Here is an 18,841-nt window from a genome sequence, read left to right on the forward strand (position 1 = left end):
CCGCCGACGCGGGCTCGGGGCCGGTCCCGGCCGGTGCGGCGGTGGTCGCGGGCCCGGCCGGGGTCGGCGACCCGCTCTCGGACGGTGCCCCGGCCGCGGGGTGCACGTCGGTCGGCTGCTCGTCCGCGGGCCGGCCGGCCGCCGGCGCGGCCTCCGCCGGGTTCGGCGCCTGCTGCCCGGGGGCGGGGGAGTTCGGGTCGGTGGGCTCCCACCGGGATCCGCTCGGCGGGACGTTCTCGCTCACGGTGTGGCTCCTTCTCCGATCGCGGCGGCGCGGTGGCACCGTCGGTCCCCACCGTGATCGTCGCCGGTGAACCGCGGGCAGGGCCCGGGTGGGAGGACGGTAAGAACCTCAGCGCCGGGAATCCTCAGCGCAGCACTCGGCCGGGGTGCACGGTGAAGCCCACCTCGGCCCCTCCGCCGTCGCGCGGACCTGCGAAGACCGCGCCGCCGTGGCGCACGGCGACGTCGCGCACGATCGCGAGCCCGAGGCCCGAGCCGGGCAGGGCCCGCGCCGCGTCGGCGCGGTAGAAGCGGTCGAAGACCCGCTCGGCGTCCGCCGCCGCGATGCCGGGGCCACGATCGCGCACCCACACGGCCCCGTCGCCGACCGCGACGTCGATCGGCCCGCCGCCGTCGTCGAACTTGACGGCGTTCTCCAGCAGGTTCCCGACGGCGCGTTCCAGCCCGTGGGGCCGGCCGACGACCTGGGTCCCGGGCGCACGCGAGATGCGGATCTCCCGTCCGCTCCGCCGTCGCACCCGGTCGGCGGCCTGCTCGGCCACCACGCCGAGGTCCACATCGGACTCGGGCTCGTCCTCGTGGCGTGCCAGCGCGAGCTCGACCAGCTCCTCGACGAGCCGGCTGAGCTCGCGGGTCTCGCTCTGGACGTCGGCGACGAGCCGCACGCGGGCGTCGGGGGAGAGCTCGTCGAGCCGGCGCAGCACGCTGGCGTTCGTGCGCAGGCTGGTCAGCGGGGTGCGCAGCTCGTGGGCGGCGTCCTGGACCAGCCGGTCCTGGGCCTCCCGGGCCCCCGCGAGCCGGTCCAGCATGGTGGTGAAGGCCGCGGCCAGCCTGCCGACCTCGTCGCGGCCCTCGACCGGGACGCTCCGGTCGAGCCTGCCGGTCCGGCTGACGTCCTCTGCCACCCCGGCCAGCCGTACCAGCCGCCGGGTGATCTGCGTGGCCAGCAGCCAGCCCGCGACCGCCGCGGCGAGCAGGACGGCGACGCTCACCCCGGCGATCCGGGTCGCCATCTGCCCGAGCACCGTCCGGGCCTCGTCGATGTTCACCCCGACCTGCAGCGCGCGGCCGTCGCCGAGTGCGGTGGTGAGCACGCGGTAGGCGTCCCGGCCGACCGCCACCTCGGACGTGTCGGTCCGCCCGGTCGCCGAGCCGGCGACCGACGCGGCCGGCGGGGTCACCGGCAGGACCACCGCGCGGCCGCCCAGCGACGTCGTCGTCCCGTTCGTGTCGACCAGCTGCCCGACGTAGAACGTCTCGCCGTACCGGGGAGCGGGGCCGCGACCGCGTCCGGGCCCCGGATCGGTCGTGACGGCCAGGATCTCGACCTGCCCGGCGACGACGGCGGTGGTCGTCGCGCGCAGCGACTGGTCCAGCGCGGAGTAGATCCGGTCCGACGCCGCGCGGTAGCTCAGCAGCCCCACCAGCCCCGAGACGACCACCCCGACCAGCACGAACGCGCACGCCAGGCGGGTCCGCAGGCTCATGCGCGCCGCACCGTGTAGCCGACCCCGCGTACGGTGTGGATCAGCGCCGGGGCCCCGACGGCGGCGAGCTTGCGGCGCAGGTAGCCCACGTAGACGGCGAGGTTCTTCGAGTCCGGGCCGAAGTCGTAGCCCCAGATGCGTGCGTAGATCGTGGAGTGGTCGAGCACGATGCCCTCGTTGCGGACCAGGAGCTCGAGCAGGTCGAACTCCGTCTTCGACAGGGTCAGCTCGGTGTCGGCCCACCAGACCCGCCGGGCCGCCGGGTCGACCCGCAGCCGGTCGACGAGCGGGACCTCGGGCCGGGCCTCGGGCGCCGGGGCGGCCCGCCGCAGCAGGGCCCGCAGCCGGGCCAGGAGCTCGTCGAGCTCGAACGGCTTGGGCAGGTAGTCGTCCGCGCCCGCGTCGAGACCGGCGACCCGGTCCGCGGTCTCGACCCTCGCCGTCAGCATCAGGATCGGCGTGCGGTCGCCCTCGGCGCGCAGGACGCGGCACACGCCCAGCCCGTCGACGTCCGGCATCATCACGTCCAGGACCAGGGCGTCGAACGGGTCCCGGCGGGCCCGGGTCAGGGCCTGGACGCCGTCGTCGACCGTGTCGACCCGGTAGCCCTCGAGCTCCAGCGCCCGGGCCAGGGACTCACGGATCGCCCGGTCGTCGTCGGCGATGAGGACACGGTTCGGCACACCGTCATCGTGCACTGTCGCGCCCCTCGCCCGCCGCCGGTCCACGGACCGCCCGGGAAGGACGACCGGCGGCCAGGGTGCGCACCGCGGGTGAGCCGCCGGTGTGCGCCGTACGTGAGGCGGGTGAGGACCGCCGGTCGTGGCCCGGGGGAGCGACGCCGGCTACCGGGCGGGTTCGGCGCGGAGCCGTGCGAGGCGGACGGTCGTCGGCCAGCGGACGTCGTGCGCCCAGCCGAGCTGCTCAAAGATCCGGATCACGCGCGCGGAGATGTCGATCTGCCCCCGCTCGACACCGTGACGGGCGCACGTGGGGTCGGCGTGGTGCAGGTTGTGCCAGGACTCGCCCATCGACAGGACCGCCAGCGGCCAGAAATTCGTGGCCCGGCCCTGTCCCGTGAACGGGCGCCGGCCGATCATGTGGCAGATCGAGTTGATCGACCAGGTGACGTGGTGCAGCAGCCCGGCGCGCACCAGGCCGGCCCAGAAGAAGGCGGTGAGCGCACCCCACCAGGACATCGTGATCAGGCCGCCGAGCAGCGCGGGCGCGACGAGGCTGACGATCGTCCAGAGCGGGAACTGCCTGCCGATCCGGGTGAGATCGCGATCGGCGAGCAGATCGGGGGTGAAGCGAGCGGCGTTGGTGCGGTCCCGGTCGAACAGCCAGCCGGTGTGCGCGTGCCAGAAACCCCTCGCGAGCGCGACCGGCCCGGTACCGAACAGCCACGGGGAGTGAGGGTCGCCCTCCTTGTCGGTGAAGGCGTGGTGACGGCGGTGGTCGGCCGCCCATGAGATCACGTCACCCTGCAACGCGAGGCTCCCCGCGATCGCGAGGGCGATCCGCAGCCCCCGGTTCGCCTTGAACGACCGGTGGGTGAAGTAGCGGTGGAAACCGACGGTGACCCCGAGGACCGACACGAGGTAGAAGCCGGCCGCGAGGCCGACGTCGGTCCAGCTCAGCGCCCAGCCCCAGGTCAACGGCACCGCCGCCAGCAGCGCGAGCGAGGGGACCGCGGTGAACAGGCCGATCAGCAGCTGTTCGGCCCGGGGTTTCGCCCGGCCGAGCACGGGCTCGGGGGTGGGTCGCGGGGGTGCGGTCGAGGGGGCGAGCGTCATACGGGCTCCCGGAGGGGGTGCGAGAACAGGGTGGGGGAAGGGCGTGGAAGAGAGCGGAGCCCGTCTCCCTGACGGGAAGCGGGCTCCAGCCGGCGATGCGGACGTGACGTCCATCAGACGGCTCGCACACCCTGTGCGGACACGAACCTCGAACCGAACGACCTACGCGGTCAACGGCCGGGCGGGCGCGGGAGTTCCCGATGGCCGGGTGTTTCTGCTGCTCATGTCCGCTGCTCCCGGTCGTGATCGACTGCCGCCGATCGAGTGGGGAACGACTCGACGGCCACCGGCCGTCCCCCGTCTGGAGTAGGCTGGACCGGTCAGGTCGGACAGCACCGGTGACCATGCACGGCATTCGTCGCGCAGGTCGTCGATGGCAGGGTCACGCGTTCCGCGCACAGTTGGTGATCGCTGAGCCGATCGAAGGAGCACGTCCCATGAGCCGCCCCGGAGTCGACCGTCCCCAGCACGAGGCGAACGAGTGGGCGGTCCAGGCCGCCGCCTACGACGTGGCCTGCCGGACGCAGAGCGGCAAGGCGGCGCGGGTCGTCGCGGGCCGGGCGACGGACGCCGCGGACTGCCGCGAGCTGCTCGCCATGCTCGGACTCGGCGCGGAGCCCGAGCGGATCGGGTGACTCCTCCCCGCGGTCCCGGGTCCTCGCGGCTCCGGACCGCGGTCGACGGCGGCCGTGACCCCGCACCGCGCGGCGCCCCCGGGGAGGGGTGCGCGTAGGGTCGGTTGCGCCAATCCGTCGAGGCGCACTGCCCAGCCGCTCGATGAGTTCCACTCAGTCGGGGCGCGAGGAGCTGGGCATGGCCACGGGAACCGTCAGCTGGTTCGACCCTCAGCAGGGGTCGGGCCTCATCGTGCTGGACGACGGCCGGGTGGTCCCCGTGCGCCGCGCCCAGATCGACGGCGGTGGGAGCCAGAGCCTCGTCGCGCAGGACCGGGTCGAGTTCGACCTGCACGAGGCCGCCTCCGGGCTGGCCGTCTCCGGCGTCCACCGGCTCTGAACCCGCCCCACCCCGATCTCCCCGGCGCCCGACGGTGCCCACCTGAACGCGGGCCGTCGCCCGCACGATGATCCGAGGCCTTCATGCCCTCCGCCATCAGCGGAACGACCCTGTACGGCGACAACCCGGCGGCTCCCGGCCGCTCCGAGTTCGGTCACAGCGTGCTCGACCTGCCGACCGGCCGGATCGAGCTCGCCCAGCCGAGCGACGCGCTCGAGCAGATCTACGAGCACGAACGCGCGACGGACGGGACCGAGCCGCCGTACTGGGCGTTGGCCTGGCCGAGCGGCGTCGAGCTCGCCACCGCCGTGGCCGGCACGGAGCTCGGCGGGGCGCGGGTGCTCGAGCTCGGGTGCGGCCTCGCCCTCCCCAGCCTCGCCGCGGCGCAGGGCGGTGCCCGGGTCCTCGCCACCGACAACGCGTCCGGCGCGCTGCGGTTCGCCGCCCACAACGCCCTGCGCAACGGGATCCGGCTCGACGTGGCCCACTGCGACTGGTCGGATCCGTGGTCGGCGGTCGCGGGCGCGCCCTGGGACCTCGTCCTGGCCGCGGACGTCCTCTACAACCACGAGTCCCTCCCCGCCCTCGCCGCCCTGCTGCCCCGCCTCGTCCGGGGCACGGGCGAGATCTGGATCGCGGACCAGGACCGCCCGCCGGCCCACGCCTTCCTGCAGGGCTGCGCGCGGTGGGCCTCGGTCGACACCTCGGCCACCGCGCATTCCGAGGTCAGCATCCACCGCCTCCGCCCCGTCCCCGCCTGACGGCCACCTGCGGCGGGCCGGGCACGACGCCGGGCCGCGTCGGGGCGAGGGTGACGGATGCCCCGGTGTCCCGTCGCTCTACTCTTGCCCGGCCGCCGCCGCGAGGGAGTCGACCATGTCCGAGCAACCCCAGGGTCCGGGCTGGTGGCAGGCCACCGACGGCCGCTGGTACCCGCCGCAGCAACAGCCGTACCCCCCGCAGCAGCAGTATCCCCAGCAGCAGTATCCGCAGCAGCAGTACGGGCAGCAGCAGTACTACCCGCAGCAGTACGCGGCGCAGCCAGGTCAGAGGCCGCCGTCGCGGGGGCCGAAGCTCGGGCGCGGCTGCGTCGTGGTGGTCGTGGTCGTCGCGGTGCTGCTGGTCGCCGGGATCGGGGCGGCGGTGTACTTCGTGAACCGCGGCGTCAACGCCGTCAAGGACGTCGCGGGCGGTGTCGCGAACGGCGGCACCTTCGGCCAGGCGAAGTGCCCCACCGAGCAGGACGTGTCGTCGATCGTCGGGTCGAAGGTCACCCTGGTGCTGAGCGGCAACGTCGTCGTCGCGTCGGGGTGCAGCTACATGGCGGTCGACCGGACCGCCGGGGCGAACGTGCAGATCACCAAGGGCTTCGCGCTCGCCGCCGACGACCAGTTCTCCCAGCTCGCCTCCGACGCGGCCACCCAGGGCACCACGCCGTCGTCGATCTCGGTGGGGGACAAGGGCGAGGCGTTCGGCGGTCCCGGCCGGAGCAACGCCCTCGCCGTCGCCGGCGACTCCGTGATCCTGGTGGAGATCTTCAACGCGGGGAGCGCCGACATCGGCGACAAGGAGGACGCGGCGGTGTCCCTGCTCAAGAAGGTGATCGCCGAGCGCTGAGTGTCGGCGTGGCTCAGCGCGGGTCGCCGTGCGCGGCGACCAGGTCCGCGACGGCCTTCGGGATCGTCGTCCCGAAGTCGTGCAGCACGACGTGGTCCGGCGTGACGGTGATGACCGCCATCTGCGGGTAGAGGGCGCGTACGCCCTCCTCCCAGGCCGGCATCGCCTCGGCCGGGGTGATCTTGCGGGAGCCGGCGACGTACTCCTCGGGCACGCCGTCGACGATCTCGACGGTGGCCGAGCCGCGGATCAGCAGCGAGCGCGGGATCCCGGAGGCCGACGCGAGCCCCGGCCGGTCGACGCAGAGGGCGACGCGCGGGTGCCTCCGGATCGCCGAGACCTTGGCCGACTTCACGACGGTCGCCAGGACGACCGTGTCACCCGTCCACCAGAAGGCCGTGGGGACGACGCGCGGGTCGCCGTCCGTGCCGACGTACGACAGCCGGGCGGGGATGTCGGAGAACAGCAGCTCCTGGGCGACGGGGCGGGCCAGGGTCGCGGTCACGGTCCGGATGTCCATCGGGGTCTCCCTCGGTGTCGTGGTCTGTCGCACCGGGGACGGGACCGTGGATCCTTCCTCGACATCCGTCGAAAGTGATCTGGATCACAAGGTGGCGAGGTCACCGCGGACCTCGCCACCCTGCTCAGCGCCGGGCCGCGAGCCGGTGCACCGCCGCGACCAGCGCGTCGACCTCGTCGCAGGTGTTGTAGAAGGCGAACGACGGGCGCACCGTCGCCTCCAGCCCGAGCCTGCGCAGGATCGGCTGGGCGCAGTGGTGCCCGGCCCGGACCGCGATGCCGTCCTCGTTGAGGGCGGAGCCGACCTGCGGCGGGTCGTAGCCGTCGAGGACGAACGAGACCACGCTCGCCTTCTCCGGCGCCGTGCCGACCAGCCGCAGCCCCGGCACCTCACGCAGCCCGGCCGTCGCGTACTCGACGAGCATGTGCTCGTACGCGGCGATGGCCGGCAGGCCGATGCGCGAGACGTACTCCAGTGCGGCACCCAGCCCGGCGGCGTCCGCGATGTTGCCGGTGCCCGCCTCGAACCGGCCAGGTGGACCGTGGAACGTGGACCTCTCGAGCGTGACGTCCACGATCATGTTCCCGCCGCCCTCCCAGGGCGGCATGTCCTCGAGCACCTCGCGTTTGCCGTAGAGGGCACCGATCCCGGTCGGGCCGAAGATCTTGTGGCCGGAGAACACCAGGAAGTCCGCGTCGAGCGCGGTGACGTCGATCGGCATGTGCGGCACGGACTGCGCGGCGTCGACCAGGACCCGCGCCCCGGCCGCGTGCCCCATCGCCACGAGTTGCTCGACGGGCACGACGGTGCCGAGCGCGTTGGACACCTGCGTGACCGACACCAGCTTGGTGCGCTCGCCGATGAGCCTCGCGGCCTCGTCGAGCAGGAGCACGCCCCGGTCGTCGACCGGGATCACCTTGATCACCGCGCCGGTCCGCTCCCGCAGCATCTGCCAGGGGACGATGTTGGCGTGGTGCTCCAGGTGCGAGATCACGATCTCGTCCCCGGCCCCGATGTTCTTCGCGCCCCAGGTGTTGGCGACGAGGTTGATCGCCTCGGTGGTGCCCCGGGTGAACACGATCTCCTCGGGCGACCGGGCCCCGAGGAAGTCCGCGACCGTGCGGCGGGCGCCCTCGTAGGCGTCCGTCGCGCGGGCGGCGAGCTCGTGCGCGGCGCGGTGGATGTTCGAGTTCTCGTGCTCGTAGAAATGCACCAGCCGGTCGATCACCGCGCGGGGCTTCTGCGTGGTCGCGGCGTTGTCCAGCCAGATCAACGGCGTGCCGTTGACCCGCTCGGACAGGATCGGGAAGTCCCGGCGGACCCCGCGCACGTCGAACGCCGCGGCCGACGGCTCCGGTGTGGACGCGAAGTAGTACGGGCCGGAGGTCCGGACCGGCTCCGCGGTGGGCGGCAGCGGCGGCACCGCCAGCTCCCCGAAGGCAGGCGCGACGGGCACGCCCGTGGACGTGGGTGAGCCGGTGAGGAAGTAGAACTGGCCGGCGTCGAGGGGGACCGCCGGCGCCGTCGGGATGACCGGGACCGCCGGCGTCTCGGGGCTGATCGGGGTCGTCGCCCCGAACGACGCCCAGGAGGCGGCCGCGTTCGTGGGCGGCGGGCCCGCGGGCGGCGACGTGCCCGCGGTGACACCGGGCGGCTCGGGGGCGGGCAGTCCGGGAGTCCCGGCACCCGGCCCCGGCGATCCGGCACCCGGGACCGAGGGTGGTCCGGCGGCGAACGGCGCGCCGAAACCCGGGACGTCGTCGCCGGGGACCGGGCCCCCGACCGACGACAGCCGGCCGCTGTCCACGCCGGGAGCGGCGGCCGGCGTCTCCGGCGGAGCGCTCGCGGCGGGCAGGTCGGCCCCGGGCAGGGCCCGGAACATCTCGCCCGCCAGCCGGCTCAGCGTGTCCTCGTCGGGGAGCCAGGCCGGCAGGCCGTCGGCGCGCCCCGCCGGGAGGCCGTCAGCGGTACTGCGGGGAGTAGTCATGGAACCTGTCCACCTCGACGTCGTCCAGCACCGCCAGCGCGTCGTCCGTCAGCACCGCGAGCGAGCAGTACAGCGACACCAGGTAGGACGCGATGGCGCTCCGGTCGATCTGCATGAACCGCACGGACAGGCCGGGGCCCTGCTCCCCGGACACCCCGGGCTGGAACAGGCCGACCACGCCCTGGCGGGCCTCGCCCGTGCGCATCAGCAGCACCTTCGACCTGCCGTCGACCACCGGGACCTTGTCCGACGGCACGATCGGCAGCCCGCGCCAGGTGAGGAACTGCGAGCCGAACATCGACACCGTGGGCGGCGGCACGCCGCGCCGCGTGCACTCGCGGCCGAACGCGGCCACGGCCTCGGGATGGGTCACGAAGAACGCCGGCTGCTTCCAGACCTTCGCGATCAGCGCGTCCATGTCGTCCGGGGTGGGCGGGCCGCCCAGGGTCGAGATCCGCTGGGCCGGTGCGACATTGGTCAGCAGCCCGTACTCGGGGCTGTTGATCAGCTCGTTCTCCTGGTGCTCCTTGACCGCCTCGATCGTCAGCCGCAGCTGCTGCGCGGTCTGGTTGTGCGGGCTGGAGTACAGGTCCGAGATGCGGGTGTGGATGTCCAGGATCGTCTGGACGGCCTTGAGCCGGTACTCGCGCGGCTCGGTCTCGTAGTCGACGAAGGTCTCCTCGAGCGGGGACTCGTCGTAGTTGTCGCACTGGATGTTCACCGACTCGGGGTGAACGACCTTGTTGACCCGGTAGATGCCGGCCTCGACCGGGACCCAGGACATCAGGTGCACCAGCCACCGCGGGGTGATGGTGCTCATCTGGGGGACGGTCTTGGTCGCGTTGGCGAGCGTCCGGGCCGCCTCGTCACCCAGCGACGTCGAACGCGGGTTCACGGCGTTGGTCATGCTGTCTTCCCTCTTCTCAGGAGCGTCGGTGACAGCGTTTCGCGGACGGTCATTCGCGTCCAATGCCTGTTTTCGATGCCCGCATCGAGCGGACCTATCATTGGCACCGTGCTGGACCTCGGGCGGTTGCGGGTGCTGGTGGCCGTGGCGCGCGAGGGATCGGTGACGGCGGCGGCGGAGGTCCTGCACTACGCCCAGCCCTCCGTGAGCCACCATCTCGCGAAGCTCGAGGCGGAGATCGGGGTGCCGCTGCTGCAGCGGATGGGCCGCGGCATCCGCCTGACGGACGCGGGCCGGCTCCTCGTCGCCCGCGCCGAGGTGATCCTGGCCCAGGTGGAGGCGGCGCAGTGCGAGGTCGAGGAGCTCGTCGGGCTCCGGACCGGCCGGGCGCGGCTGGCCGCGTTCCCGTCCGCGCTGGCCACGATCGTGCCGGCCGCGGCGGCCCAGATCACCGCGGAGCATCCCGGCCTGGACCTGGCGCTCACCGAGGCCGAGCCGCCGGAGGCGTTCAGCGCGCTGCGGGCCGGCGAGGTCGATCTCGCGGTGGTCTTCGAGTACGGGGACCCGAGCCGCGCGGACCTGCGGGACACGAGCCTGCGGCCGCTGCTGGAGGAGCCGCTGTTCCTGGCGGTGCCCGCGAACCGTCCGGACGACGGCCGGGCGGGGGACCTGGCGAGCTACGCCGGCGAACGGTGGATCGCCGGGTGCGAGCGCTGCCGCGAGCACCTCGTGGTGGCGTGCGGGCGGGCCGGCTTCACCCCGGAGTCGGACTTCGAGACCGAGGACTACGTGGCCGTCCAGGCCCTGGTGGCGGCCGGGCTGGGGGTCAGCCTGCTGCCGGGGCTGACCCTGGTGGCGAACCGCCATCCCGGCGTCCGGCTGCACCGCGTCGAGGGACTCACCCGGCAGGTGCTCGTGGCCGCGCACGGCAAGCCGCTGTCCGGGCCGGCCCAGGTGCTCCAGGACGCCCTGGCCGCCACGCTGCGCCCGCCCGCCTGGCCGACCTGACCCGTCAGACGAACAGCCGCGGCAGCAGCGCCGCGCAGTTGTCCTTCAGCTCGTCGAGCGCGGTGTCCGCTCCCCCGATGTAGCGCAGCAGGGCCTGCTGGAAGAGCCCGTCGAACAGCGCGTAGGCGGCCGACGGCGACGTCGTCGGCTCCGCGCCGGTGAGCTCCGCGTAGGCGCTGACGAGCCGCCAGATCATGTCCTGCAGCCCGCCGTCGATCTCGGCGACGTCCTTGCGGAAGGCCTCCTCGTACAGCGACTGCGAGCGCAGGTCGTACCAGAGCCGGTGCATCAGCGGGGCGTCCGCGAGCGTGGCCGCGAGGCCCTCGCCGCAGGCCACGGCGAGCTCCGCCGGCGTGGCCGCGACGGCCACGAGACCTTCGTAGCGCTGCATGCAGGCGTCCTTGTAGCGCCGCACGCAATAGGTGATCAGCTCGGTCTTGTCCGCGAAGTAGTAGTGCAGCAACCCGTGCGAGAACTCCGTGTTGTCCGCGATCGTGCGAAGGCTCGTGCGCGCGTAGCCGAGGTCTGCCAGGGTCAGCAGCGCGGCGTCCGCGAGCTCGCGGCGCCGCTCCTCGAACTTGTCGACGCCGGAGCGTCTCCCCACGGTGGCTGGGCTGGCCATGGGCCCGACGATACACGTCCTGACCACTCGTCCAGGAAAATCTTGACATCCGTCCAGGGCAGGGCCACGGTCGTGACTGTCATCACTGCCGCTGGCGACCTGAGAGGCGACGATGTCGCTGACCTTCTACCTGGACAAGGGTGCCTCGCTGGATCCGGGGGCGCCCTGCCTGACCCTCGACGGTGCCTCGCTGACCTACGGCGAGGTCGTCGACCTGTCCCACGCCGTCGCGAGAGCCCTGCGCCGCGCCGGGGTGAAGCCCGGGGACAAGGTCGGCATCCTGTCGTCCAACGACCCGGTCGCCTTCTCCTGCGTCTTCGGCATCGCGCGGGCGGGCGCGGTGTGGTGCCCGATCAACCCGCGCAACGCCGGGAGCGAGAACGCCGAGCTGCTCGACCTCTTCGACTGCGTCGCCCTGATCCACCAGCCGTCCTTCGACGAGCTGGTCGCCGAGATCGCGCCGAGCCTCCCGAAGGTGACCACCCGGGTGCGGCTCGGCGCGGACTTCGACGCCTGGCTCGACGCGGCCCGCGAGGACCCGTCGGCCGAGGCTGCCCAGCCCGAGGACGTCGTGGCGCTGGTCGGCACCGGCGGCACCACCGGGCGTCCCAAGGGGGTGATGCTGACCGATCGCAATCTCGAGGCGATGTCGGCGATCACCCTGATGAGCTATCCCTTCGAGGGGCGCCCGGTCTATCTCGCCCAGGCCCCGCTGACCCACGCGGCCGGCGTGCTCTGCTTCCCGATCATGGCGCGCGGCGGCGAGGTCGTGATCATGGCGAAGCCGGACGTCGGGCGGTTCCTGGAGCTGATCGAACGGCACGGCGTGACCCACACGTTCCTGCCGCCCACGCTGATCTACATGGTGCTCGGCCACGAGACGCTGCCGAGCCGGGACCTGAGCTCGCTGCAGTGCTTCTGGTACGGCGCCGCACCGATGTCCGCGGCCCGCCTCGCCGAGGCCCTGGACCGGATCGGGCCGATGGCGCAGCTGTTCGGGCAGTCCGAGGCGCCGATGATGATCTCGACGATGTCCCCGGCCGAGCACCGCCACCCGGACGGGACGATCGCCACCGAGCGGCTCTCCTCCGCCGGGCGCCCGTCGCCGCTGGTCACCGTCACCATCCTCGATCCCGAGGGACGCGTTGTGCCGCAAGGGGAACGTGGCGAGATCTGCGTGCGCGGCTCGCTGGTGATGGCCGGTTACTACCGGAACCCGGAGGCCACCGCCGAGGCGTCGGCCCACGGCTGGCACCACACCGGCGACATCGGGTTCCTCGACGGCGACGGCTTCCTGTACATCGTGGACCGGGCCAAGGACATGGTGATCACCGGCGGCTTCAACGTGTACTCCGCCGAGGTCGAGCAGGCGCTGATGGCCCACGCGGCGGTGCGCGACTGCGCGGTGATCGGCCTGCCGGACGAGAAATGGGGCGAGCGCGTCGCCGCCGTGATCCAGGCCCAGCCGGGCGCCGAGATCGACGTCGCGGAGCTCACCGCCTTCGTCAAGCAGCGCATCGGGAGCGTCAAGGCCCCCAAGCAGATCGAGATCTGGCCGGACCTGCCGCGGTCGACCGTGGGCAAGGTCCTCAAGACGGAGATTCGCACGACCCTCACGAGCAAGGAGACCGCCTCATGAAGCTCGCCCTGTACCTGCCGAACTTCCGCGACAAGGTGACCATCAAGGAGCTCGAGGACCTCACCGCCCTCGCCGAGGAGCTGGACTTCGACTCGGTGTGGACGCTCGACCGGATCGTCGTGCCGGAGTCGTCGGACCGCCAGGAGCTGGAGCACTCGTTCGGCATGATGGAGGGCCTGCCCAAGGCGCTGCCGGTGTCCGCGCGCGGCCAGTGGTTCCAGGGCTACCCGCTCATCCCGTGGCTCGCGGCGAAGACCACGAAGCTCCGGATCGGCATGAGCATCATCGACACGCCCTACCGGGCCCCCGGCGTGCTGGCCACCGAGCTGGCCACGATCGACCACCTCGCGGGCGGTCGGCTCAACGTCGGCGTCGGCTCCGGGTGGATGCCCGAGGAGTTCGCCGCGTCGAGCGCCGCGCACATCTTCCCGAAGCGGCACAAGCACGTCCGCGAGACGATCGAGATCATGCAGGGCATCTGGAACAACGAGCTCTTCGAGTACCACGGCGAGTTCGCGGACTTCGAGAGCTGCGGGTTCGGGATCAAGCCGCTGCAGGACCCGCTGCCGATCTTCTTCTCCGGCCTCAAGGACCCGGCGCGGGCCGCGAAGCGCGTGAGCAAGTACGACCTCAAGGGCTGGATCGGCATCCAGGACTCCCCGGAGGACATCGCGACCTGGCGCGGCGGCATCGAGCGCGAGCTCGAGGCCATCGGCAGCGACCGCAAGATCGGCGACCTCGAGATCAGCAGCATGATCTGGACGGTCATCACGGACGTCGACCTGGACGACTCCCCGGCGGGCAAGGTCACGAACCTGCTGGCCGGCAGCGAGCGCCAGATCACCGACAAGCTCAAGGCGTACAAGGAGGCCGGCATGACGATGCCGATGTTCTGGCCGCCGTTCGCGGACGTGCCGGTGTCCAAGACGCTCGACGACCTCAAGCGGATCAAGAACGACATCATGCCGAAGGTGGAGGCGTCCTGACATGAGTGAGTCGACAGAGCTCGAGGGCAAGCGGGTCTTCGTCACCGGATCCGGTGCGGGCATCGGCAAGGCGATCGCCGCGCTGTTCACACAGCGGGGCGCCCGCGTCGTCATCAGCGACATCAACGCGGACACCGCCAAGCAGGCGGCGGACGAGATCGGTGCCGCCGGCGTCGCCAACTGCGACGTGACGGACGAGGCGCAGGTCCAGACGGCGATCCAGCAGGCGGTCGACCTGCTCGGGGGCCTGGACGTGCTCGTCAACAACGCCGGCATCGAGGTGTCCTCGCCGCTGCTGCAGCAGGACACGGGGAGCTTCGACAAGATCTGGGCGGTCAACGTCCGCGGGCCGTTCGTCGCCATGAAGGCGGCGATCCCGCACCTCATGGAGTCCAAGGGCAACGTCGTCAACATCGCGTCGATCGCCGGCATCGGCGGCAGCCCGCTGCTCGGCTCGTACTGCGCCAGCAAGGCCGCGCTGATCCAGATGACGCGGGTCGCCGCGGTGGAGATGCGACCCGCGGGCGTGCGGTTCAACGCCGTGTGCCCGGGCTTCGCGGACACCGCGATGGTCGAGCGTCTCGTGCCGGACTTCGAGGCGGCCACCCAGGTGCCGTTCGGCGACCTCGTCGCGATGAAGCAGGGCCGGCTCGGGACGCCGGAGGACATCGCCGAGGTGGCGGCCTTCCTCGCCTCCGACCGCGCCTCGTGGGTGACCGGCAGCCATTACGTCCTCGACGGTGGCCTGACCGCGTCGCTCGTCTAGAGACTGCCGCGCCGGCGGGCCGTACGGGGTCCGCCGGCGCGTGCACCCGGTCGTCCGAAGCGGAGGGGTCGATGGTCCTCTGGAGCCCGACGGCGGAGCGCATCGAGCGCTCCGTCCTGCAGGAGTACCTGGACTGGCTGCAGGAGCGCGAGGGCCGGCCCTTCCCGGACCACGACGCGCTGTGGGCCTGGTCGGTCGAGGACCTCGACCGCTTCTGGGTGTCCATCGTGGACTTCTTCGACGTCGGGTTCTCGGTGCCGTGGGGCGAGGTCCGCACCCTGGACCCCATGCCGCACACCCGCTGGTTCACCGGCGCGCGGCTGAACTGGGCCGAGCACGCGCTCCGCAGCGGGGCCGACGACGACGTCGCGCTGCTCTGCGTCCGGGAGGGCGGCGGGCCGGCGAGGGAGATCACCTGGGCCTCGCTGCGGCAGTCGGTCGCCGCGGCCGCCGGCTGGTTGCGACGGGCGGGGGTGCGGCCCGGCGACCGGGTCTGCGCCTACCTCCCCAACACCGAGCACGCGGTGATCGGCCTGCTCGCGGCGGCCGCGGTCGGCGCGGTGTGGTCCTGCTGCTCGCCCGACTTCGGCGCCGACGGCACCCTCGGCCGCCTCGCCCAGCTCGAACCGACGGTGCTCGTCGCCGCGGACGGCTACCACTGGAACGGCAAGGACATCGACCGCGGCGACGTCGTCGCGCGGCTGCGCGAGCAGCTCCCGACGGTGCAGCACGTCGTCCACGTCCCCTACGTCTTCGACCGGCCGGCCCCGGCGGGCACGGTTGCGTGGGACGACGTCGTCGCCGACCACATGCCGCTCGTGTTCGAGCAGGTCGAGTTCTCCCACCCGCTCTGGGTGCTGTTCACCTCCGGCACCACCGGGCTGCCCAAGGGGCTGGTGCACAGCCAGGGCGGCATCACGCTGCAGGGGCTGATGTGGTCCGGCCTGTACTGCGGCCTGCGCGAACGCGAGCGGATGTTCACGTTCACCTCCACCGGCTGGGCGCTGTGGAACATGCAGCTCGGCGCGCTGAGCCGGGGCGCGAGCATCGTGCTGTACGAGGGCAGCCCCCGCGGCGGCGCCGTCTGGGAGGTCGCCGCGCGCACGGGCGCGGACGTGATGCTGCTCGGCGCGGCGGTGGTCACGGCGTCCACCGAGCCCCCGGGCGTCGACCTCGGCCGCCTGCGGCACGTGATGGTCAGCGGCTCGGCGCTGCCCACGGCGGGCTACCACTGGCTCCTCGAGAACATCGGCTCCCACCTGCGGATCGACTCCACCAGCGGCGGCACGGACATCTCCGGCTCGTTCGTCGGCGGCAACGAGTACGCCCCGGTGCGGGCCGGGCGGATCGGCGGCCGGATCGCCGGCGTCGACTGCGCGGCGTGGGACGACGACGGGAACCCGCTCGTCGACGACGTCGGCGACCTGGTGATCACCCAGCCGATGCCGTCCATGCCGACGGAGCTGTGGAACGACCCCGGCGAGGAGCGCTACACGGACTCCTACTTCGACACCTGGCCCGGCGTCTGGCGGCACGGCGACTGGGTCACCTTCCACCCCGACGGCAGCATCTCGGTCCACGGCCGCTCGGACTCCACGCTCAACCGGCAGGGTGTGCGGCTGGGCAGCAGCGACTTCTACGACGTCCTCGACGCCATGACGGAGGTCGCCGAGTCCCTGGTGATCGGCGTCGACCGGCCGGACGACGGCTACTGGCTCGGCCTGTTCGTCGTCCCGGCCGAGGGGCACGCGGTCGACGACGCGCTCCGCGACCGGATCCGGAGCACGCTGCGGACCCGGCTGACCGCCCGGCACGTCCCGGACGAGATCGTCGAGGCACCCGCGGTGCCGCACACGTTGAGCGGCAAGAAGCTCGAGGTCCCGATCAAGAAGCTGCTGGCCGGGCGGCCCCTCGGCAAGGCGGCCAACCTCTCGTCCGTGGACGATCCGGAGGCACTGCGCTGGTACGCGCGCTTCGCGGCGGACCGGTTGTGAGGCTCGGGGCGTACCTCTCGCACCTGGGGCAGGGCGAGCCGTACCCGGTCGTGCCGTGGGCGCGGCGCCTGGCGGCGGCGGGCTTCGAGAGCCTGTGGGCGCCGGAGATCATCGGCCGCGGCGGGCTGGTCCCGGACCCGTTCGTCGCGCTCGCCGCGGCGGCCGCCGCCGTCGACGGCATCGAGGTGGGGACGGCCACGGTGCAGGTGCCGCTGCACCATCCCGCCGAGCTCGCCCACCGGATCCGGTCGCTGCAGCTGGTGTGCGGCGACCGGCTGACGCTGGGGTTGAGCCCCGGCTCGACCCGGACCGACTACGCGCTCCTCGAGCGCGACTACGGCTCTCGTTTCCGGATGTTCGACGAGAACATCGTGCGGCTTCGTGAGCTGCTGGATCCCGTGCCGCCCATGCTCCGCGGGTCCTGGGGGCGCAACGCCGTGAAGGCGGCCCGGCAGGTCGACGGCTGGATCGCCTCGGGCTACCGCAGCAGCCCGGACGAGATCGTCGCCGCGCTCCCGGCCTTCCGCGCGGCGGGCGGGAGGCGGGCGATCGTCTGCGCGGTACCGGCCGGCGCGCCCACGCTGCGCGAGGACCTCCACCGCTACGCCGCGGCCGGTTTCGACGACGCGATCCTGGTGTTCGGGCCGGGAGGCCCGGAGCCCGAGGACGTCCGGGCCCGGTATCCCTGAGCCCGCCGACATGCTGGGTGTCTGGCTGCCGCGGCGGGTCCGGTCACCCCACGGGTTCCACGGCCCCGAGGGTGTCGGCGAGGTAGCTGCGCAGTACGGCCGGATCGGTCGAGTCGGCGACCAGGCCGAGATAGCCGTCCGGGCGGACGAGGGCGAGGCCGCAGCCGTAGGTCGCGGCGAACACGTCGTCGGGCACCCCGACCACGCGCCCGAGGTCGCCCAGCACCGCGGCGAGCTCGTCGGTCGGGGTGGAGGCGGCGACCAGGAGCAGCAGGCCCGGCTCGGTGAGCAGCTCCTCGAGCGGCACCGGCAGGCTCTCGGGATCGGGGGCGTGCTGGCCGCAGCGGACGTGCGCGTGGCCGTGCTGGCGCGACAGGCCGCTCTTCGGGTAGCCGATCGTCACCTCGGCCATCTTCGCCGCGGCGGCGTCGCCGATCGCGTGGGCGTGGCCGAGGAGGAACAGGGCCGTGTTGCGGATCGCGGCGACCGGACCGGACGCGGTGCCGACGTTCGTGAGCAGCGTGGTCTCGCGGACGACCGCGGCACCGACCGGGTGCCGCTCGGCGTCGTAGCTGTCCAGCAGGACCTCGGCGGCCCGGCCGCGGACGACCAGCGCGAGCTTCCAGGCCAGGTTGGCGGCGTCCTGGATGCCGGTGTTCATGCCCTGCGCCCCGGCCGGGCTGTGGATGTGGGCGGCGTCGCCGGCCAGGAACACGCGGCCGAAGCGGTACTGCGGGACCTGCGCGTGGTGCACCTCGAAGTAGGTGAGCCAGCGGGGGTTGCGCACCGCGATCCGGCCGCCGGTGCGGGTGTCGGCGAGGGCCTGGATCTGGGCCAGGGTCGGGTCGCCGGGGCCGGGCTCCGCGACCTCGAACATGACCCGGGCGCGGTCCCCGGCCAGCGGGAACAGCATCCCCATGCCGTCGGGGTGGATGAACATGCGGATCGCGTCCGGGGCGAACGGGGTGTCGACGTCCACGTCGGCCATGGCGAAGTGCTGGCCGTGGAAGCCGCCGTGCAGCGTGGTGCCGACCAGGGCGCGGGTGGTGCTGTGCCCGCCGTCCGCGCCGACCACCCAGCCGGCGCGGATCGTGCGGCCACCGTCCAGGGTGGCCACCACGCCGTCCGCATCCTGGGCGAGGCCGGTCAGCCGGACACCCCGCTCGACGACGACGCCCAGCTCGGCGGCCCGGTCGGCCAGGACGGCCTCGGTGTCCGGCTGCGCGACGTCGAGCACGTAGGGGTGGCGGCCCGGCAGGTCGGCGACGCGCATGCCGCCGCGGGTGCGGCCGGTCCGGCCGTCGACCATCTCGAGCGCGCCGATCCGGCGGCCGCGGGCCTCCAGCTGCGGCACGACCCCCAGCGTCGCCAGCATCTCCAGGCTGCGGGCGTGCACGCCGACGGCGCGCGACTCGGTGGTGGGCTCCGCGAGCGCCTCCACCACGTGCACCCCGACGCCGAACCGGGCCAGCTGGCAGGCGGCGGTGAGACCCACCGGCCCCGCCCCGACGACCAGCACGTCCACCGTGTCCATCATTCCGTCCTTCCGTTGCGGATCTGTGGGGA

The 18,841-nt window shown here is 73.1% G+C and carries 18 protein-coding genes and 1 pseudogene; 10 read left to right on the forward strand and 9 right to left on the reverse strand.

The window, feature by feature from the left end; genetic code table 11:
• From ABD324_RS08510 to ABD324_RS08525, 4 genes and pseudogenes are all read right to left on the reverse strand, one after another.
• Positions 1 to 244: pseudogene (locus tag ABD324_RS08510) on the reverse strand (hypothetical protein); the annotation flags it as partial.
• A gap of 124 nt (positions 245 to 368) precedes the next feature.
• Entirely contained in the window at positions 369 to 1,730 is a 1,362-nt protein-coding gene (locus ABD324_RS08515) for a HAMP domain-containing sensor histidine kinase (RefSeq protein WP_344414285.1), read from the reverse strand.
• The gene (locus ABD324_RS08520; RefSeq protein ID WP_344414287.1) at positions 1,727 to 2,413 is read right to left on the reverse strand and encodes a response regulator transcription factor; all 687 of its coding nucleotides are present in this window, start codon (positions 2,411 to 2,413) and stop codon (positions 1,727 to 1,729) included. The genes ABD324_RS08515 and ABD324_RS08520 overlap by 4 nt, the downstream gene beginning before the upstream one ends.
• A gap of 162 nt (positions 2,414 to 2,575) precedes the next feature.
• Positions 2,576 to 3,526, reverse strand: a complete 951-nt coding sequence (locus tag ABD324_RS08525; RefSeq protein WP_344414289.1) for an acyl-CoA desaturase — start codon at positions 3,524 to 3,526, stop codon at positions 2,576 to 2,578.
• Between the two features lie 437 nt (positions 3,527 to 3,963).
• Here ABD324_RS08525 and ABD324_RS08530 point away from each other — a divergent pair, with 437 nt between their 5' ends.
• The 4 genes from ABD324_RS08530 to ABD324_RS08545 all read left to right on the forward strand — a co-directional run bounded on the left by ABD324_RS08530 (position 3,964) and on the right by ABD324_RS08545 (position 6,157).
• Positions 3,964 to 4,161 carry a hypothetical protein gene (locus ABD324_RS08530; RefSeq protein ID WP_344414291.1) on the forward strand — a complete coding sequence of 66 codons (198 nt, stop codon included), beginning with the start codon at positions 3,964 to 3,966 and terminating at the stop codon, positions 4,159 to 4,161.
• A 178-nt stretch (positions 4,162 to 4,339) separates the two neighbouring features.
• Positions 4,340 to 4,540 (forward strand): cold-shock protein, encoded by a 201-nt coding sequence (locus ABD324_RS08535; RefSeq protein WP_344414293.1) that lies wholly within the window; start codon positions 4,340 to 4,342, stop codon positions 4,538 to 4,540.
• A gap of 83 nt (positions 4,541 to 4,623) precedes the next feature.
• Positions 4,624 to 5,301 (forward strand): class I SAM-dependent methyltransferase, encoded by a 678-nt coding sequence (locus tag ABD324_RS08540; protein WP_344414295.1) that lies wholly within the window; start codon positions 4,624 to 4,626, stop codon positions 5,299 to 5,301.
• A gap of 115 nt (positions 5,302 to 5,416) precedes the next feature.
• A complete protein-coding gene (locus ABD324_RS08545; protein ID WP_344414297.1) occupies positions 5,417 to 6,157 on the forward strand; it encodes a hypothetical protein in 741 nt (246 codons plus the stop codon).
• Between the two features lie 13 nt (positions 6,158 to 6,170).
• On the opposite strand, the gene ABD324_RS08550 is transcribed toward ABD324_RS08545, so the two are convergent.
• From ABD324_RS08550 to ABD324_RS08560, 3 genes are all read right to left on the reverse strand, one after another.
• Positions 6,171 to 6,677: a pyridoxamine 5'-phosphate oxidase family protein gene (locus ABD324_RS08550; protein ID WP_344414299.1), complete on the reverse strand. Its 507-nt coding sequence runs from the start codon at positions 6,675 to 6,677 to the stop codon at positions 6,171 to 6,173.
• A 124-nt stretch (positions 6,678 to 6,801) separates the two neighbouring features.
• Positions 6,802 to 8,664 (reverse strand): family 2A encapsulin nanocompartment cargo protein cysteine desulfurase, encoded by a 1,863-nt coding sequence (locus tag ABD324_RS08555; RefSeq protein ID WP_344414301.1) that lies wholly within the window; start codon positions 8,662 to 8,664, stop codon positions 6,802 to 6,804.
• Positions 8,639 to 9,571 (reverse strand): family 2A encapsulin nanocompartment shell protein, encoded by a 933-nt coding sequence (locus tag ABD324_RS08560; RefSeq protein ID WP_344414303.1) that lies wholly within the window; start codon positions 9,569 to 9,571, stop codon positions 8,639 to 8,641. The genes ABD324_RS08555 and ABD324_RS08560 overlap by 26 nt, the downstream gene beginning before the upstream one ends.
• Positions 9,572 to 9,679: 108 nt before the next feature.
• On the opposite strand from ABD324_RS08560, the gene ABD324_RS08565 reads away from it, so the two are divergent.
• Positions 9,680 to 10,579: a LysR family transcriptional regulator gene (locus tag ABD324_RS08565; RefSeq protein WP_344414305.1), complete on the forward strand. Its 900-nt coding sequence runs from the start codon at positions 9,680 to 9,682 to the stop codon at positions 10,577 to 10,579.
• Between the two features lie 4 nt (positions 10,580 to 10,583).
• On the opposite strand, the gene ABD324_RS08570 is transcribed toward ABD324_RS08565, so the two are convergent.
• Positions 10,584 to 11,201 carry a TetR/AcrR family transcriptional regulator gene (locus ABD324_RS08570; RefSeq protein WP_344414307.1) on the reverse strand — a complete coding sequence of 206 codons (618 nt, stop codon included), beginning with the start codon at positions 11,199 to 11,201 and terminating at the stop codon, positions 10,584 to 10,586.
• 112 nt (positions 11,202 to 11,313) lie between these two features.
• On the opposite strand from ABD324_RS08570, the gene ABD324_RS08575 reads away from it, so the two are divergent.
• The 5 genes from ABD324_RS08575 to ABD324_RS08595 all read left to right on the forward strand — a co-directional run bounded on the left by ABD324_RS08575 (position 11,314) and on the right by ABD324_RS08595 (position 17,275).
• Entirely contained in the window at positions 11,314 to 12,840 is a 1,527-nt protein-coding gene (locus tag ABD324_RS08575; RefSeq protein WP_344414309.1) for an acyl-CoA synthetase, read from the forward strand.
• Positions 12,837 to 13,826: an LLM class flavin-dependent oxidoreductase gene (locus ABD324_RS08580; protein ID WP_344414311.1), complete on the forward strand. Its 990-nt coding sequence runs from the start codon at positions 12,837 to 12,839 to the stop codon at positions 13,824 to 13,826. Before ABD324_RS08575 ends, ABD324_RS08580 begins: the two co-directional genes overlap by 4 nt.
• Before the next feature lies 1 nt (position 13,827).
• Positions 13,828 to 14,592, forward strand: coding sequence for an SDR family NAD(P)-dependent oxidoreductase (locus tag ABD324_RS08585; RefSeq protein ID WP_344414313.1), 765 nt, complete (start codon positions 13,828 to 13,830; stop codon positions 14,590 to 14,592).
• Positions 14,593 to 14,663: 71 nt separating this feature from the next.
• Positions 14,664 to 16,586, forward strand: a complete 1,923-nt coding sequence (locus ABD324_RS08590; RefSeq protein WP_344414315.1) for an acetoacetate--CoA ligase — start codon at positions 14,664 to 14,666, stop codon at positions 16,584 to 16,586.
• Positions 16,583 to 17,275, forward strand: coding sequence for an LLM class flavin-dependent oxidoreductase (locus ABD324_RS08595; protein WP_344414317.1), 693 nt, complete (start codon positions 16,583 to 16,585; stop codon positions 17,273 to 17,275). The genes ABD324_RS08590 and ABD324_RS08595 overlap by 4 nt, the downstream gene beginning before the upstream one ends.
• Positions 17,276 to 17,318: 43 nt before the next feature.
• On the opposite strand, the gene ABD324_RS08600 is transcribed toward ABD324_RS08595, so the two are convergent.
• Positions 17,319 to 18,809 (reverse strand): FAD-dependent monooxygenase, encoded by a 1,491-nt coding sequence (locus tag ABD324_RS08600; protein ID WP_344414318.1) that lies wholly within the window; start codon positions 18,807 to 18,809, stop codon positions 17,319 to 17,321.
• Positions 18,810 to 18,841 lie beyond the last annotated feature (32 nt).

The sequence above is a fragment of the Pseudonocardia ailaonensis genome, from assembly GCF_039531635.1.
Classification (GTDB): Bacteria; Actinomycetota; Actinomycetes; order Mycobacteriales; family Pseudonocardiaceae; genus Pseudonocardia; species Pseudonocardia ailaonensis.